The sequence below is a fragment of the Legionella nigrisilvae genome, assembly GCF_977063395.2.
Genome location: NZ_CDRUGZ020000043.1, coordinates 1 through 15,814, shown reverse-complemented (window position 1 = coordinate 15,814; position 15,814 = coordinate 1). Strand labels below are relative to the sequence as shown.

The following is a 15,814-nucleotide window of genomic DNA, read 5'->3' as shown; positions in this document are numbered from 1 at the left end:
AATGAAGAAGTTAAGGGATTTAAAATATTTATTAGTAGTATTTTTTTATGTGTTGTTATTACTTGCTTTTTTAAGTATTGATTCAGAGAACCTAATTATAGGATATGATTTTATTTGTTTATTCAGCATTCTCTTTATAGTTGATTTTCTAACGGGTATCGTTCACTTTTTTTTGGATTATTATCCTTTAAAGACAAAGATTATTCCTATTTATAACTATCGTGGTGATAGAAACACAGAGAGATTTAATTACTTAAAAAAAGAAGCTTTTCGAAACTATAATATTATCGATAAGATTTCTTACAATTTTAAAATTCATCATAATAAGCCAATGCATTTGTCGAAGAAAATATATACCCACTTATGCTTTGAAACCATTGTTCCATCATTATTATTAGTGTGTATTGTATTTTTACTGAAACCAAACCAATCAGATCTCAAGTTAATACTATCTTCGGCTGCTTTATTTATTTGCAATATTCAATACATCCACACCTGTGTCCATGGTCGAGATACATTTGTATTTGTACGTTCTCTAATAACGTGGGCACAAAAATACCATATTATTTATCCCTTCAAAATACATGCGGAACATCATAAGTATATTAGTGCCAACTTTTGTTTGTTGACAGGTTGGGGAAATGTTGTACTTAACCCGATAATAAAGATTCTTTTACAAAAAACTAATATTCGTGAGCGTAGTGGGCTCTTTTTAAGTAAATATTAGTCCTGCGGCTAGTGCGTCACGTTTAAAGCATCACGGCTGTACACAGGAACCCAAAGGTTAATCACCCAAAATCTTGCACTCCCTTAGTCAAACCTGCGTCGGTGGAATTCGCGGGTATTGGTAATCGATTAAAGGTTGAAGAGGTAGAAGACACCTCTTAGCCTACTATTATTGAAACACGGGAAAAGCCTACACGAAAAGGCTCTTGTGGGAACAAATTTGGATGCTTGTTGATATTCCCAAATTAATTCTCACCAGGTTCCCCGATGATCCCCGAGATTCAAATCCAGCCTTGTCTTGAAAACAAGCTTTTTAATATCCTATTCTGCACGAGCTAGGCTCGTTCTCTGATATTTGATTCACTTGTGGGAGAGATGCATTATGTACGTTTTCTGACATTAATTGCTCTCGTTGTTCCTGAGTTATGCTACCTGCAAGGGTTGGATTTGTGAAAAATTGTTGCAGTAGATTTTTATCATTAACTCTCGAAAGTACGTCATACACATTCAAATTTGCAGCCTTTAGTTGTAACTTTGCACTGGCTAGAAAATGAGGATAAGAAAGCATAGTGACGACAAACTCCTCAGATGTTTTTGGGGTGCTTACGTATTTAAATTCACGATCTTTTACTGCATTATCTCGATGATTATTTTGAAATTCTTCATATGATTGAACACCTGATTGTCGTTGAATTGCTTCTTTGAAGAGGGGACTTTTAAGCATATGATGAATTATTTTGGGATCATTTACGCTTTTGCAGATTTTCAGCAATTGTCCGGATTGCAGGTTTTGATTATTCATTTTTGCGGGATCCACTAACAGTTCTGCTACGATAACATTTGCAGTAGTGGGATGAATCGTGTTTTGAGGCATATGTAGTAAGCTATGATGTTGTTTCCTAATCTGAGCCTCATTTCGTTCACCACATATGCTGCTCATATATGCAACTAATTGCTCTTTTTGCTGAGAAAAAGATATATTAGGCGAAATAGCACAACACATTTCAGCAGTAATAGCCCCACATGAACCGTTCATCCCTTTAGCTGCTTGTGTGATATTTGCTTGAGGATAAGTAGCTGGTTTAATGACATGGACTGTAGGTTCGCCACCCATATTGAAAAATGATTGCTTAATTCCCCTAACGGCAGCGTTCTCCCAAGCGTCATAACCGTCTAAGGAGTTAATAACCATGATTTCATTTTTGCTAGGATCGTCAAAACTATCAATTCTGAGAGCAACCGTACCTACATGGCCGGCAGTACTACTGTCCATTCCAAAATGATATACAATCGTTACAGGCAATGAATGTGGAGGATTACTGTATTTAAGATTTTGCATTGCCATTTTTGAATGTTCTTGGAGAATGTTTTTAAGACCTTCTGGATTATCTCTGGTTGGATCATAATCACTTGTTCCATTGCTATCTCTAATGATAGGAGGCATAACGCGACAATGAAACTTATTGACCTCTTTAGGAATACTTACATCTAAAACAACAGGTCTTTGATTATTATCAAAGAAAAAAAGTGTTGGTATTTCTTTTTGTTTTTGATCTTCAAGTCCATCCTTTTTACTAATAACCTCCATAACTTCATCGGGATGATAAGCTCTCACGTGTGAATTATTTGGAGACCAAAAATCAGTTTGATGCGTCTGGGGTTGAATAAACTCTTGAACGCGAATAGCAGGTTTCGAATACATTTAACACTCCTGAGGAAAAGCATGTAATCAGTATATAAATTTAAGATTAAATACCTCTTACCAGACCTACGTAAAATGCGCAGATTAAAAAAGAACAGTATCTTTGAATCCTAATCAATTCTTCTGATTCTAGGAAAAGTAACCGTCCTGGACACTTCTAAGATATTGAGAAAAAAGAATAATTTTATATTATTATAAAGAAAACTATTTGCATAAAGCACACACAGTCGATAGCTCTGAATCTTGTTAGAGAGAGGAGAATTGTATTCAATGACAAAAAATATTGGTGAGTCTGTTCGTGCACGTCTAAAAAACATAGCAGTCAGAGAAGGTTCTGATTTTAATGCGGTATTGATTCGTTACAGTCTAGAGCGTAATCAGCATACTCTAATCAGTTTTTGTCGAAAGGTACTTTGAATTCAAACTTCAAGACAAAAAAAATAATTACAGATAAGTTGAGATCAGATTAAATCTGGGTAGAGATAATCAATGAGATGACACCATTGGATGAATAATATTTCAGTTAGGCCCAAAAGTACTTGCTGGTGGTTCAACAGAATTTGTTAAACCTTTTTCAATATGATCTAACACAAATTTTGCTTCAGCCACTAGTTCAATCGATGAACTCTTGCCATACTTTGTAGTAAATGCTGGGAGGGAGTGATTCCGTGAAATGAAATACTTAATCTCATCTGGGATTGACGGAAATTTACCCGGCAATGATGAATTGCTCATTGGATCAATGTACTCAACCAACTGGATTTCACTATTCTTGATATTAACTCTTAATAAAGCCAAATGCTTTTTTCCATTCTCATTGAGATCCATTGGTATAAAATAAGTACCGTTCTCTTTTTCCAATATCTTGCCAACTGAACTCAATAAATCTTTGTAATCTTCTTCTTCTCCAAAAAGAGAATCGCTTAAATTGACACTTACTAAAGGTTCAACATTTTTAGAGTTTAAAGTTCGGATATTATTCATAAGGTCTTCAAATGAACTTTTAGGGTTAGGTTTATGCTCACCAAATACTGAATATGAAGGGACAAAATGATTTTCTGCATTACTTTTTTGTAAATATTCCTTTTTTATTTCTTCAGGAATATAAACACCCCGAATTTCACTCAATAATTCGAAATATTTTTGATTAATTTTAGCCAGTGTTTCTTGCGACTCTCCATCGAAACTTACTTTTATATCACGTAATTCTTCTTGCATTTTAGTCAAGGTCTGAGCTAACTCTTTTGATAATTCATTGATACAATATGAATATTTTCCAGCAACCACATTAAATTCTTTATATATATTCTCATATTGTCTTTCATCTATACCCATTTCTTTGAAAAAAGGGGAAAGGTCTACATTCATGAAATAGAGTAGGGTTAATAAATATAAAGGCCCTTTATACCATGGTATTAATCCGGTTGGTTCAACTTCATGTTTACTTATCTCTTTCATATCACTTGTTAAGAACAAGTTCCAAAATTGTTTTTTATCTACACCACCCAAATTAATATTCTGAACAACGTTATCCCATAGATATTTAATTACTGCTAATTGCTCCTTACTAACGGAGACCGTATCTGATTGAACTATACCTGACTTTCGGGTGCTAGCTACCCCTGTTTCTTTACCTTCTAAAGCAATTTTGGAAACAGCGTCAAACCAGTTATCGATTTTATGGCGTTCTTTTGGGGAAGTCGAAGGGGGAATAAAAAATTTTTTTCTAAACATATTACACCTTACCTCTAGTATTACTTTAGATCAGTATTAAAAACTGTATCCAAATAATATTTTTCAATTACTTTGGTCTTGCTCTTGGAATATTCTATACTTTTTAGTATAGTTACTGCTCAAAATAATTCCAGTTTGACAAAATAATGAATGAGGCTTCCTTATGATAATTGTTTCACCTTGTAAAGGGCCAGGTAATTGCGGTTTTCACATCATCCTCATCTCCCTCCTGTATTTAGTTATCAAATCTAAAACTGAACCTGAATTATTAAAAGAAATTAATAACTCAGAAGTATTAGGAGAAATTTTAAGTCAGCTTCAGGATAAAAGTCTTAAATCTCAAAAAAATGTAGATATTTTAAATGACCAAATTAATCAAATGATAAGCGGAAAAACATCCTGTTTTGATTTTTTTTCAACTATGACTGAAGCGATGAAAAAAAATTTCTTGAAAAGCGATTGGTTAAATAATCTTGTTAAAAATACCCTGTTAGCTGCTGATTGGTATTTTATTCCTAATAATCCATATCTTAATTCTGAAGCTTTACAGAATCTGGCTGATAAAATTAAAAAGTATTTGTTTCTGAGTAGAACTTCAATTTTTGAAATGAATGACGAGGATAGCTTTAAATTAGTTAAAAAATATCTCTCTTCTATAGACAAATCCTTTTTTGATGAGTTAGTAAAAAAAGTTACTTTTGAAATTTACGGTACTCGTTCAGCATGGTTAGATTATGATTTTTTAACTAAAGTTAATGAAGCACTTTTCCCAAATAGCAAAATTTTATTCTCAAAGAAATGGATTAATTTATATAACAATGCTTCAGATGATCATTGGAGTTTATCCATTGAAAAAGAAGATGAGACGTTAATGATTTTAAAACAAGCTATAGAAAATTTTATTGAAGTATCAACTTGTAACAAAACGATAGAATTCAGTCCTTTCCTCTAGACTACCGCCCGACTCGGGAATACTCTAAGGGATTGATAAAATACCGCCTGTAGCCATCAAATGAGCCATTTGTCATCGTGTTGGATTGTGACTTTGCAGCAAAAAAGCATTGAGTCATTAAGAAAAACAGGGTTGCTACATGACACCAGCAAAAGAATTACCCATTGTCATTAAAAAATCACAGGAAGAAGTTGAGCAGATCGTTGCATTGATGCACTCATCAAACCTACCTGAGGGAACAAAAACTCAGAAACTCAATAATAAATTAAATCTTTAAATTCCATTAAAAATAACAATAATTAACAAAATGCATCTTTTATTAAATATTCATATGTATAAATTTAGGCTATAACCTAATTAATTTTCTTGACCCAACATAAGTAGACCCACCTTGTGGAAAATGGAGGAGAAATTAGAAGCGACAAAGGTCGCTTTTAATTAATCGGTTAAAAATAATTTGTTAAAATGTTTATTAAGGTATCTGAATAAGGGTTAAGTACAAGTTGTTGCTTTTGTGCTTTAGAAAGTTTTTTTATATAACGTTCTATCCGCATTGCAATTGATTTATCACTTTTTATCTTCCAGCATTGAGCAATTGAGATAGGTTTAAAGCTCCGTGTATATTTACCACCTCTACCTGTGAGATGATCCTGAAAACGTTTTTCGAGGTTATCAGTGTATCCTGTGTAATAACTTTGGTTGCTACAGAGCAAAATATAAACCCAATAGATTTTCTCAGCCATATTTCAAAAATCCATTAAGAATCTTCTTCACTGGACTATAAGAAATTCCCATCATTAAAGCAATATTCATTTCGTGCTCAATTGAACGAATCTTATTTCGCAGTGTAATTCTGCCTTCCATTCAATCGAGGAAGTTTTGGTTTTAAGCGGTTTTGATTACACAAAGCTAATTTCAAATGTATCTTAGGGTATTTGAGAAAAATTTTTCCAGCACCTTCCAAGCAACGGCTGCATATCCTTCAATACGCATTCCTAGTTTCTAAAGCTGGAGTCCTGGCAATTCAAACTCAACTTTTCTCTCTGGTATGTAGCCCTCTGGGTATGTATAATGAGTCATTAATGCGGGTGCTCCACAGTTTCATTTACTACAATGACGCTCTTTGATTATCTTTATTATTTCATCATTCATATGAATGATAAGTGGTTTTTTTATAACTTTACAAAGTGCAAATCAAATTTGGAACCATGCTGCTCTTGAGCATCCTTGCGCCTAAAACTCGAGAAATTGTTCATTCTTATTCTCATCGTTAACTTGACGATGGCCTGAATAAGCTTGTCTGTTCGGAGTGATATTTGTTTAGCAGTTCTGCACCTACTTTTCCTCCTTGACTCTTGCTAATCTCGCGCATAAAACCATCCCATCCAGGGAGTTTATCTAGATTTCCGGATTCAATGACTTCTTTTGTTTTTTGCGAATGATCCTGGTTTATTTTGTCAAACTCTGACCTTTTGCCAATAAATAAATTTACTTCAATGCCTTTTTCTTTAGCTGCTTTAACGAATTCAAAAATTTCTTCTTCAGGAGTATCATCAGGAAAGAAGGCTAAAAGTTTAGGTTGGTAACCTTCACATGCATTTTTAGGATGAGCAATTGTTTCTAACACCACATCCCTTATACAGTCCAGTTCTTCTTTAGTCGCATTTTCTGGGCAAGTAGTAATCCATCCATGAGGAAAAAATTTATTCTCTATAGTAAATTTAGCGCCTGAGTTTTTTGATATAAATTCAATATGTAGCGGGTTAACCTGATTCTGTTCATACATTTTTTCAAATAGCATTTTACTAGGGCGCATTTCAAATAATAAATTCTGATGTATTCTCTTCGTGTTTTCGACCTCGAGCGCGGCTAGGAGTCCTTCATATCTTTCTTTTGCAGCTTTTTTTTCTTCTTCTACCTTTGAGTTCATAAATTTTCTCCAAGTTGGATAGTAAACTTTATTTAAGTATAATTCAGATTTCCTAGAGGAAAATATCAATTGGATTATCGGTCGCGCGGGCTGATTTATCTTTATGATTAGTTATGGGGCAGGTTAAGGGAGTTATTGGGTGATACTCCTTCGAAAATAGGCAACTATCAGGGGCTAGTCCAAAAACAAATCAAGAAAAAATTTTTACCTCTCCAGAATACCAGCCTGCAGTTTGAGAGGTAAAATGAAAACCTACAGGCTTGATTCAGCGTTTCTATCGAATAATCATGGGTTTTAGTGTTGTTCCTATGGCAGTATACAGAAAATCAATTCTAAATGGATGAATAGGATATCAAACTCAATCCAGATTTTCTGGGTAATGAGAGCATGAAATTAAAATTCCTCGACGAAAATCCGTATATAATTATATATGTAATTCAGAAAGGAGTTTGATCATGGCAGACCATTTAAATGAGGTATCTAACATTCAAGTAATCGTATTGATGGATAATGTCTCAGATATATTTACCAAAAGCCATGAAGAAATTCGGTGGAATGAATACCAATATCAATTCGAAGTAAGGAAACGCCGAAAATTTTCCAGTTCTGATCTTTGCCGTGCTTGTTCCGGTTTATCACTTTTAATCAAATTATCGGTCGATAATAAAAAATATACCTTACTTTTCGATGCGGGTCCTGATGGCAACTTATTTCTTGAAAACGTTGAACGATTGGGTGTTAACATTAAGGAAGTGGATGCTGTCTTTATTTCACATGGGCATTCCGATCATTATGGAGGGCTCATTAAGGCATTAGATGCCATTGGAAAAAAAGATATTCCTGTCTATGTTCATCCTGATTTATTTACTCCCAGAGCTTTTGATGTGAAAGATGACCGGGTTGTTGAAAGTTATTTAATTACTAAAAAGGACATTGAAAAATATGGGGGTAAAATTATTGAAAGTAGAGATCCCATGTATATTATGGATAACCTTGCTTTAATCAGTGGCGAGGTCCCTAGAAAAAATGATTATGAAAAAGGGGCGCCAGGTGAAATGAGAAAATTAAATGATCAATGGCAGCCCGAACCTCTTGTCATAGAAGAACGTGCAGTTATCTTTAATCTCAAAAATAAAGGACTATGTGTTTTTACGGGGTGTGGACACCCCGGAGTGGTAAATACCTGCCGGCATGCTATTAAACTCACCGCGTTAAATAAAATTTATCTCGTCATGGGTGGATTTCACTTAGCAGGACCAACTTTTGAACCAAGGATTGATCCAACGGTTGCTGATTTATCCAGCCTTAATCCGGATTATGTTATTACAGGACACTGTACGGGAAGCCAGGCGCAATCTGCGTTCACAGAAACTTTTAAAGATCGCCACATACCGTATAGTGTAGCAACGGTTTTTAACTTTTCTTGTTAGAAGATTTCCTTAACTGTCGCTATTGGGTGGAAATGTTTTCCAGTAACACCGAATTATTTAAGAGATTGGATCAACATACTCTTTAATAGAAATTTAAAGAACAATTATTAGTATGCCAACACAAGATGAAATAATACAAGATACGGAAGTTGTGTTTGAAGAGTGGAGAGAAGGCCTAAATACTTTCAAAGAAATAACTCCAAAAGATAATTGTTGCACTATTTTGGAAAATATTCTCTTTGAGTTGATTGTTATTCTATACACATAGAACAGTATGGATACAAAAATAGTTTTGGAAGAATTATGCTGACTCTGAAGATCATGATAAGTTTTTTGCATACAAACAAATGATTAAATGAACTCTAGTATCAATTTAATTTCTGTATCGAGGGAGCATTCAGTCGATAGGTATCAATACATAAAACCTCTGGAAACATCATAGAGCTGTTTGATCAAATGATAGTAAAACTCATTCAAAATTATGATGAAACAAGAGTGATTTTTCAATCACAAGGGGTAATTCTTTTGCTGGCGTCATGTAACAACCCTGTTTCTCTTAAGGGCGATGTATCGACAAAGGAATCATTAAGAGCAAGTTAAAAGATGAGCATATTATATAATTATTGCCCCTTTTTTAAAGACAAATCAGGTATGGCGATTAATCTTCTTCTCCTTAAGGAAAAAATGGAGAACTGAACGTTGAATTCACATTTATAAATACGAGATAACTATGAAAGAAAAAGTTGAAGAATTTTTTGAACCCAGCATTGAAGGTACGTTATTTGAAAAAATTTGTCACTTAGCAGAACTGAAGGATGAGGAAGGATTAAGGGAATTAAATTCTAGACAGGGCATAGAGTTCCCACACGGTAATTATTTACCGGTAGGTTATTTAGCGAAGCAGGGAAAACAAGACGCAGTGATGCTTTTAATTGAAAAATTTAATGCTAATAGACATCACGCAGTCCTGTGTGCTGCTTGGGGTGGGCAGGAAGAATTAGTAGATTTACTATTTAGCAAAGAAAATGATGAGGATAAAATATCTGTACTACTTTATAATATTACGAGAGGATTTGTTCGAAGTTATAATCGTGATATGTATACAATGATGCGTGAATATCTCCATCCTTCTAATAAAATTTCTGCATTAGTAAATAGGTTATCTGAAGATCTATTCGATCAAATTAGCTACGATGAACAATATTTAGAACAGACCGCCTTTTTGTTGGAATCTAATTATTTTGTTACAGAATACTTTTTAGGTAAGATTCAATTTTCGTTGGAAGGAATAGAGCCTAAGTATTTAGGATTAAAATATCAATGTATAGGAAACGAAGGATGGGGATATCTTCAAAACCTGCGTTCTTGCATAGTTGATTATCAACTTGAACCTTTACAAGCAGAAAAGCTATTAGCAGCGACACAAGGTCTCCAAATTTGGCTTTTACAGGCAGTGCGACAACTTTCTACTGGATTATACATTGATGAGAATGATAAGTTGCAAAACACTGATAATGAACGGCCCACACTACCTATTGAACTACTATTTCACATCACAAAAATTGCGTTTAATTTACCTGAAGTTTTTGATGCCCGTAAAATTATGATTGCTGAAAATAGTCGATTAGCTAACATGGTTATTAAAAAACAGGAAAACTCCATGAGTTATAGCCAATACTCTGTTATACCTCAGGTATTATCCTTTTTTGGGATGAATGGGCCTATAGAAAAGAAAAAAGAAATTGAAGCTTTAATAAGAAGAGAAGAAGACCGGAATCAAAAAAGGATATCATGTATTCCAAACCCCTAGTATAAAATTATAGGATTAGTAGTTACACCATCTACTTAACTTTGCAGGAAAGAGAGTATGGAGTTCAGTAACTTGCTATACTACGAATTTTGCATACTGCCTAAAACGACAGGGAAGTTATATTAAACTATGTTACAAATTTGCTACAGGCTTTTTAGTTGATGGTAAATTATATGTATTATTTTTATTCAGAATTTTTCAAATAATGTATCTTTCTTGTTGCGATTTACGCAAATATCCCAAAATTGAGGAGTTAATCTTCAGTCGTTAACCATTTTTACAGGAATAAATTTTGTCCAGAGCAAACCTGTCCGAGAATGCGCTCCTTGTCCGTAATCTGTGCCGTAGAGTGCGATCCTGGTATCACCACTTCGCCGAAGAGGCTTGGAATAAACTTATGTGCTACAACAGGCTCAGTATTACAAAAACTAATGCAAAGACAAAGGAATAAGAAATGCTAAACAAACCCACCCCACTACAACACAAATCGCATTCAATCTCGAGCCTAAAGCTTCATTATATATTTTATAGATTATGTTAATAACATGACTAATTCCAAGATATTGAATAAAAACACTCATAGAAATTAATCCTATAGAAGTGGAAGTAAAGTTAAGAGTGAATGTAATTAAAAACTGTAAGAAAAAAAACAATGCAAATAATATAATATAGGTAATATTTATACTCATTAAAAGACAGGTTAACATTTGAACCATTTTTCTTTTTATATGAAAAGTTATACAAATAATTATAGTGTATATAATAGTTATAAATGGAAGCAGAAATAAAGTTTCATTTGCAATTCTTCCAATAGGAGTTACTACTAATGCAAAAAATAAAACAGGAGCGTACAAATCGATGCAATAAATTACTAAGTAACTTAAAATAAAAGTAATAAAGGTAGAAATAAATAATAAAAATGGAGAATAGGGTGAGTTTTGGGGTTTTTCTTTATAAATAAAAATTTTTAAATAAAATCTTATTAATGCATTCATTTATGTCCTAGTAAAATTTATATTTCATTATTGAATTTGGGAAAGAGCAACCTAAAATGAATGTCACTAATAAAGATGACTCCCGAGTTAAATGTTACTTTACTTTTCTAAGGATGCTACGCTAGCTATAATGATTTTGACTTATGCTGTTGCGAGATAGTCTGTTCCAAAATGATCAAGATAATCTTTATAATTTCCCAGGTAATTTTGAGCCCCATATCGCTCGGTTAAGACAAGGACCCGGGTTGAGATGCTGTCAATAAAATGGCGATTGTGGCTTACGAATAACACAGCACCGGGAAAAGCTTGAATGGACTCTACTAATGCGTCAATTGATTCAAGATCGAGGTGATTGGTTGGCTCATCAAGAATAAGAACGTTGTTTTTTTCTAAAATCAATTTGGCCATAACTAATCTTGCCGATTCGCCACCACTTAGCAGCCCAATCTTCTTATCAACGTCTGAGCCGCGAAATAAAACCTGCCCTAATATTTTCCTGATCTCCTGAGATGTGGCGACAACCTGCTCTTCCATCCACTCCAACACAGTTTGAGTCGGCTCCAACTGCACTCTATAGTCCTGCGAAAAATACCCAACTTTAACGGTATCGCTCCATTCAAAACAACCTTGATCCGGTTGAAGTTCACGCAATAAAATTTTTAATAAGGTCGATTTACCGATGCCATTAGGGCCAATAATCGCGCATTTATCGCCGCGATTAACATGAAACGCGACCTCTTTTAATAAAATTCTTTCGTTAAATTGTTTATGAATATTATCAACTTTAATAACTGATTTACCAGACGGTTTTTGTTGTTGAAAATTAAAATACGGTTTAAAAATATTAGAATCTTTTATCTCAACCAATTCGATGCGATCAATCATTTTTTGACGTGACGCTGCTTGAGTAGCTTTACTTGCCTTTGCACCAAATCGATCGACGAAGGATTGCATTTCATCAATTTTCTTTTGTTGATTTTTTAATTCACTTTTTTTCAGGATAAGTCTTTCTTCTTTAGCGGCAACAAATTGATCATAATCACCATGGTAATTTTGAATGGTATCGTAATCAATATCTAAAATATTGGTTGACACGTTGTTGAGGAAACCACGGTCATGCGAAATGAAAATGAGCAACCCTGTAAAAGACGTTTTTAAGAATGACTCAAGCCATGCTATCGATAAAATATCCAAGTGGTTAGTCGGCTCGTCGAGCAGCATGATATCCGGATTTTGATACAAAACTTGCGCCAGCAAAACACGCAGCTTATAACCGCCAGATAAGGCGCTTAGTGGGCCATTATGGAATTTTTCTGCGATGCCTAAACCAAGTAATAAATTTTTGGCAGTGGATTCCGCCTCATAGCCTCCTTGTTGCATGATAAGCTCTTCAAGCTCACTTACGCGATAGCCGTCCTCTTCGCTAAAGTGCTCACTGGCATAGATTTTATTCTTTTCGGTGAGTGCATCCCATAAGATCGCATTTCCTTGAATCACCACATCAAGAAGCGAATCGTCTTCATATCGAAAGTGATCTTGCTTCAATATTCCCACATTCAGACTCTTCGCCTTTTCAACACTGCCACTGGTCGAGGATTCTTCACCCGCTAAAATTTTTAAAAACGTAGATTTTCCTGTCCCATTTGCTCCAACTATGCCATAACGCTTAGTCGACAATAAAATCAAATCAACATTTTGAAATAGGGATTTTTTTCCAAAATCCATCCCAAGGCTTCTTACTTCTAACATGTGAACAACCTTAATCTAGGCATTTACTTTACTACATGATTTCAACTTGTTTGGCATATTCGCCTCGCTTACCCTCGGCCAAGGTATAACGAACGCGTTGCCCTTCGATTAATTCTTTGTAACCATCGGTCTGAACTTCAGTAAAATGAACAAACACCTCTTTATCTTCTGCATCGGGTGTAATGAAACCATAACCCTTAATTTTATTAAAACGCTTTACTGTACCTGTTTGCATTATTTGATTCCTTGCTTCGAAATGTTATGGTAGAAGTCGAACACTTACTTTCCGACCTTTCCCATTTTTTAAATATCTATAAGCTTTTCCCTGGCTTTGCCCCCATTGCGATATAAGGTTTTGAAAGTCCTTCTAGGTTTCTGGAACATCATGCTATGAAAATTGTTCACTTATATACAGCAAAAGGGTAAGAAAATGAAGACTATCTTAACATTAACTGGGCTTACTTTAAACAATTAGTTAAATTTTTCAAATAAATTTGTAATTTAATTAATTGTTCAAAGAAAGGAGAAATTCCAGCTATAATAGTCTGGATAATATGAAGAGATTGTCAACAAGTCCTAATGCAAATAAGCTCATGATGTAGTTCTGGCACGCGAAAACGGCGCCAGATCATTGGACTAGTTCGGCGAAGAAAAGGTCTTCATTGTGTAAGTGAGGCAACTAAGTTTTCTTCAGATTTAACTCCATGGTCATCATAAGTCTTATGAACAAAATTTTTGAAAAAGACATCCGCTGAATTACCTGAATAATTAACTAAAATCTTTTTTGATAGGGTATGAGCACTATTATCAACAATATCAATAGGGGTATACATTTTTCTTTCTCTAGCTTTTTCTTTTTCCATCGCTTGTTGTGCCGCAAAAAACTGTTTCGTTATAGGGAATCCAATTTGAGTATCCATCTCGTTCTTTTTTTATTACGCGAAGCATTTTTAAAGCAGCATGCAGGGAACCATTAAAAGGAATCGCGTGATCATCTTTGGTTTCTTCTGTTCGTTGAGTTTTATGTGTACGAATCAACATATACTCTTTATATTCAGCTGGAATTTCTTTAAAAGCTTGATAGGCATTAACTTCCCAATCTGCCCAATGCAGAAGAGTAGGGGCGACTGCTTTAATTACGGGATTTACAACCGCTGCGAATAAGGATTTATTAGTTGCCTCAAGATGACTCAAAACTAGTTTTTCGGTTGAAGAAAAAGAGCGATCATTAAATAAATTAACTTTGTAATCCAATTGATGAAAATACCACGCAACAATGGTAGAGACTGCACCACCAATAGAAAGACCATTCAAAGTAATATTTTCTGGTGGCACTCCTTGATCTAATAGACGCTGTACTTGTGCAATACCATCAGTTATAAGATGGCGTATTGAACTCGCACGTCCATTGCTTAGACTAACACTACGATAATTGAAGCCAATAACATTTGTTTTTAATTCACGGGCATTATTCTGCATTTCTCCTATATTTTGCTCATAGGCTTTAAAATTACAATTAAAGTTAATAATATAGGTTCGATATTGAGAAGGAAGTTCTTCTTGAGATGAATGATTTATTTGGAGTGTATCTAATTGTACTCCATCATGTGTTTCTATAGTGTGTCGTTCATGATGTAACTCATTGTCATCTAAAACTTCAGGGTTCTCAATCTGAAACTCTGTAAAATCAATTGATTGAGCAACTAAGGCCGCTCTACCTATGAGTTCACCCATAAAAGTGTTTGAGTCACTACTTTGGACTAGTGGCAAAAGAGGATGATTTGCTAAATGTTCGGGTAAACTCTTTTGAGCTGGTGCTACACCCCGGAGTGGTAAATACCTGCCGGCATGCTATTAAACTCACCGCGTTAAATAAAATTTATCTCGTCATGGGTGGATTTCACTTAGCAGGACCAACCTTTGAACCAAGGATTGATCCAACTGTTGCTGATTTATCCAGCCTTAACCCGGATTATGTTATTACAGGACACTGTACGGGGAGCCAGGCGCAATCTGCGTTCACAGAAACTTTTAAAGATCGCCACATACCGTATAGTGTAGCAACGGTTTTTAACTTTTCTTGTTAGAAGATTTCCTTAACTGTCGCTACTTGGGTGGAAATGTTTTCCAGTAACACCGAATTATTTAAGAGATTGGATGATTCGGTGTATGATAAGAAATTCAAGGGAAGGATAGCTTCGTCGCTTACTTTGTTTGCTCCTCATCGCTTCGCGACGCACTGAAGCGCGTCCAAATGCTTCGTCGCGCTTCTTGGTCTTCTTAAATTAGTTTGGATTAAAGCATTGAACAGCTGTTATTTCCTGTTTAGTTGCACTGGATTCATCGCTTCTTTTAAAGAAACCGCAGTATTTGGTTTTACTGGGTAAGTCGTTGTCATCGTATGAAACCTTTTTTGGGGTATTTTGCAACCATGTTTTATCACACTGTATTCTAATCTCACACCCTGCTAGTCGAATTTTTTCCTCGTATTCTCCTGGCGATTGAATGGTGGAAAGATTTTCCCTAAAGTTACTTTTGGTTAATTCTTCGGAGGGAAATGCTTCCATTTCTTTTTCAGTATAAGGGGAAGATTCTTTCTTATCTTTATAAAATAGGAACTCCTCAATTGCATCACAAAAGGAATTAACACTAGTGAGACGGTAATCCGCCCACAAAATAGTTGATGCCAAAAGTAGAATTTTCTCGTAATGTATGTGCAAGGAGATTCTGCATGAAGAAATCAAAATTTAGTGACAGCCAAATCCTGTCGATATTGAAGCAAGCTC

17 protein-coding genes are annotated in these 15,814 nt (G+C 34.7%); 7 read left to right on the top strand and 10 right to left on the bottom strand.

Annotated elements, in window-relative coordinates:
• Window position 1 precedes the first annotated feature (1 nt).
• The gene (locus ACWTE2_RS30545) at window positions 2–727 is read left to right on the top strand and encodes a fatty acid desaturase CarF family protein (RefSeq protein ID WP_454785718.1); all 726 of its coding nucleotides are present in this window, start codon (window positions 2–4) and stop codon (window positions 725–727) included.
• Between the two features lie 312 nt (window positions 728–1,039).
• On the opposite strand, the gene ACWTE2_RS30540 is transcribed toward ACWTE2_RS30545, so the two are convergent.
• Entirely contained in the window at window positions 1,040–2,428 is a 1,389-nt protein-coding gene (locus ACWTE2_RS30540; RefSeq protein WP_454785717.1) for a hypothetical protein, read from the bottom strand.
• Between the two features lie 270 nt (window positions 2,429–2,698).
• Here ACWTE2_RS30540 and ACWTE2_RS30535 point away from each other — a divergent pair, with 270 nt between their 5' ends.
• Window positions 2,699–2,845: a hypothetical protein gene (locus tag ACWTE2_RS30535; protein WP_454785716.1), complete on the top strand. Its 147-nt coding sequence runs from the start codon at window positions 2,699–2,701 to the stop codon at window positions 2,843–2,845.
• A 102-nt stretch (window positions 2,846–2,947) separates the two neighbouring features.
• On the opposite strand, the gene ACWTE2_RS30530 is transcribed toward ACWTE2_RS30535, so the two are convergent.
• Window positions 2,948–4,162 (bottom strand): hypothetical protein, encoded by a 1,215-nt coding sequence (locus ACWTE2_RS30530; RefSeq protein ID WP_454785715.1) that lies wholly within the window; start codon window positions 4,160–4,162, stop codon window positions 2,948–2,950.
• 163 nt (window positions 4,163–4,325) lie between these two features.
• On the opposite strand from ACWTE2_RS30530, the gene ACWTE2_RS30525 reads away from it, so the two are divergent.
• Together ACWTE2_RS30525 and ACWTE2_RS30520 are read left to right on the top strand one after the other, a co-directional pair.
• Window positions 4,326–5,114, top strand: coding sequence for a hypothetical protein (locus tag ACWTE2_RS30525; RefSeq protein WP_454785714.1), 789 nt, complete (start codon window positions 4,326–4,328; stop codon window positions 5,112–5,114).
• Window positions 5,115–5,253: 139 nt separating this feature from the next.
• Window positions 5,254–5,391, top strand: a complete 138-nt coding sequence (locus ACWTE2_RS30520; RefSeq protein WP_454785713.1) for a hypothetical protein — start codon at window positions 5,254–5,256, stop codon at window positions 5,389–5,391.
• A 169-nt stretch (window positions 5,392–5,560) separates the two neighbouring features.
• On the opposite strand, the gene ACWTE2_RS30515 is transcribed toward ACWTE2_RS30520, so the two are convergent.
• Both ACWTE2_RS30515 and ACWTE2_RS30510 read right to left on the bottom strand, forming a co-directional pair.
• Window positions 5,561–5,857, bottom strand: coding sequence for a GIY-YIG nuclease family protein (locus ACWTE2_RS30515; protein ID WP_454785712.1), 297 nt, complete (start codon window positions 5,855–5,857; stop codon window positions 5,561–5,563).
• Between the two features lie 527 nt (window positions 5,858–6,384).
• Window positions 6,385–7,044: a hypothetical protein gene (locus ACWTE2_RS30510; protein WP_454785711.1), complete on the bottom strand. Its 660-nt coding sequence runs from the start codon at window positions 7,042–7,044 to the stop codon at window positions 6,385–6,387.
• A 455-nt stretch (window positions 7,045–7,499) separates the two neighbouring features.
• On the opposite strand from ACWTE2_RS30510, the gene ACWTE2_RS30505 reads away from it, so the two are divergent.
• Both ACWTE2_RS30505 and ACWTE2_RS30500 read left to right on the top strand, forming a co-directional pair.
• Window positions 7,500–8,474: an MBL fold metallo-hydrolase gene (locus ACWTE2_RS30505; RefSeq protein ID WP_454785710.1), complete on the top strand. Its 975-nt coding sequence runs from the start codon at window positions 7,500–7,502 to the stop codon at window positions 8,472–8,474.
• Window positions 8,475–9,204: 730 nt separating this feature from the next.
• On the top strand, window positions 9,205–10,284 hold the full coding sequence (locus ACWTE2_RS30500; RefSeq protein WP_454785709.1) for a hypothetical protein: 1,080 nt from the start codon (window positions 9,205–9,207) through the stop codon (window positions 10,282–10,284).
• Between the two features lie 428 nt (window positions 10,285–10,712).
• Here ACWTE2_RS30500 and ACWTE2_RS30495 read toward each other — a convergent pair whose 3' ends face one another.
• From ACWTE2_RS30495 to ACWTE2_RS30475, 5 genes are all read right to left on the bottom strand, one after another.
• Window positions 10,713–11,279 (bottom strand): hypothetical protein, encoded by a 567-nt coding sequence (locus tag ACWTE2_RS30495; protein ID WP_454785708.1) that lies wholly within the window; start codon window positions 11,277–11,279, stop codon window positions 10,713–10,715.
• 141 nt (window positions 11,280–11,420) lie between these two features.
• A complete protein-coding gene (locus ACWTE2_RS30490; protein WP_454785707.1) occupies window positions 11,421–13,004 on the bottom strand; it encodes an ABC-F family ATP-binding cassette domain-containing protein in 1,584 nt (527 codons plus the stop codon).
• Between the two features lie 55 nt (window positions 13,005–13,059).
• Complete coding sequence (locus ACWTE2_RS30485; protein ID WP_454785706.1) at window positions 13,060–13,263, bottom strand: cold-shock protein; 204 nt, start codon at window positions 13,261–13,263, stop codon at window positions 13,060–13,062.
• Between the two features lie 424 nt (window positions 13,264–13,687).
• On the bottom strand, window positions 13,688–13,891 hold the full coding sequence (locus ACWTE2_RS30480) for a hypothetical protein (protein ID WP_454785705.1): 204 nt from the start codon (window positions 13,889–13,891) through the stop codon (window positions 13,688–13,690).
• Window positions 13,872–14,762: a hypothetical protein gene (locus tag ACWTE2_RS30475; RefSeq protein ID WP_454785704.1), complete on the bottom strand. Its 891-nt coding sequence runs from the start codon at window positions 14,760–14,762 to the stop codon at window positions 13,872–13,874. Before ACWTE2_RS30475 ends, ACWTE2_RS30480 begins: the two co-directional genes overlap by 20 nt.
• Before the next feature lie 8 nt (window positions 14,763–14,770).
• Here ACWTE2_RS30475 and ACWTE2_RS30470 point away from each other — a divergent pair, with 8 nt between their 5' ends.
• Window positions 14,771–15,115, top strand: a complete 345-nt coding sequence (locus ACWTE2_RS30470; protein WP_454785703.1) for an MBL fold metallo-hydrolase — start codon at window positions 14,771–14,773, stop codon at window positions 15,113–15,115.
• Between the two features lie 198 nt (window positions 15,116–15,313).
• Here the strand turns inward: ACWTE2_RS30470 and ACWTE2_RS30465 are convergent, their stop codons facing one another.
• Window positions 15,314–15,718, bottom strand: a complete 405-nt coding sequence (locus ACWTE2_RS30465) for a hypothetical protein (protein WP_454785702.1) — start codon at window positions 15,716–15,718, stop codon at window positions 15,314–15,316.
• Window positions 15,719–15,814: the final 96 nt, after the last annotated feature.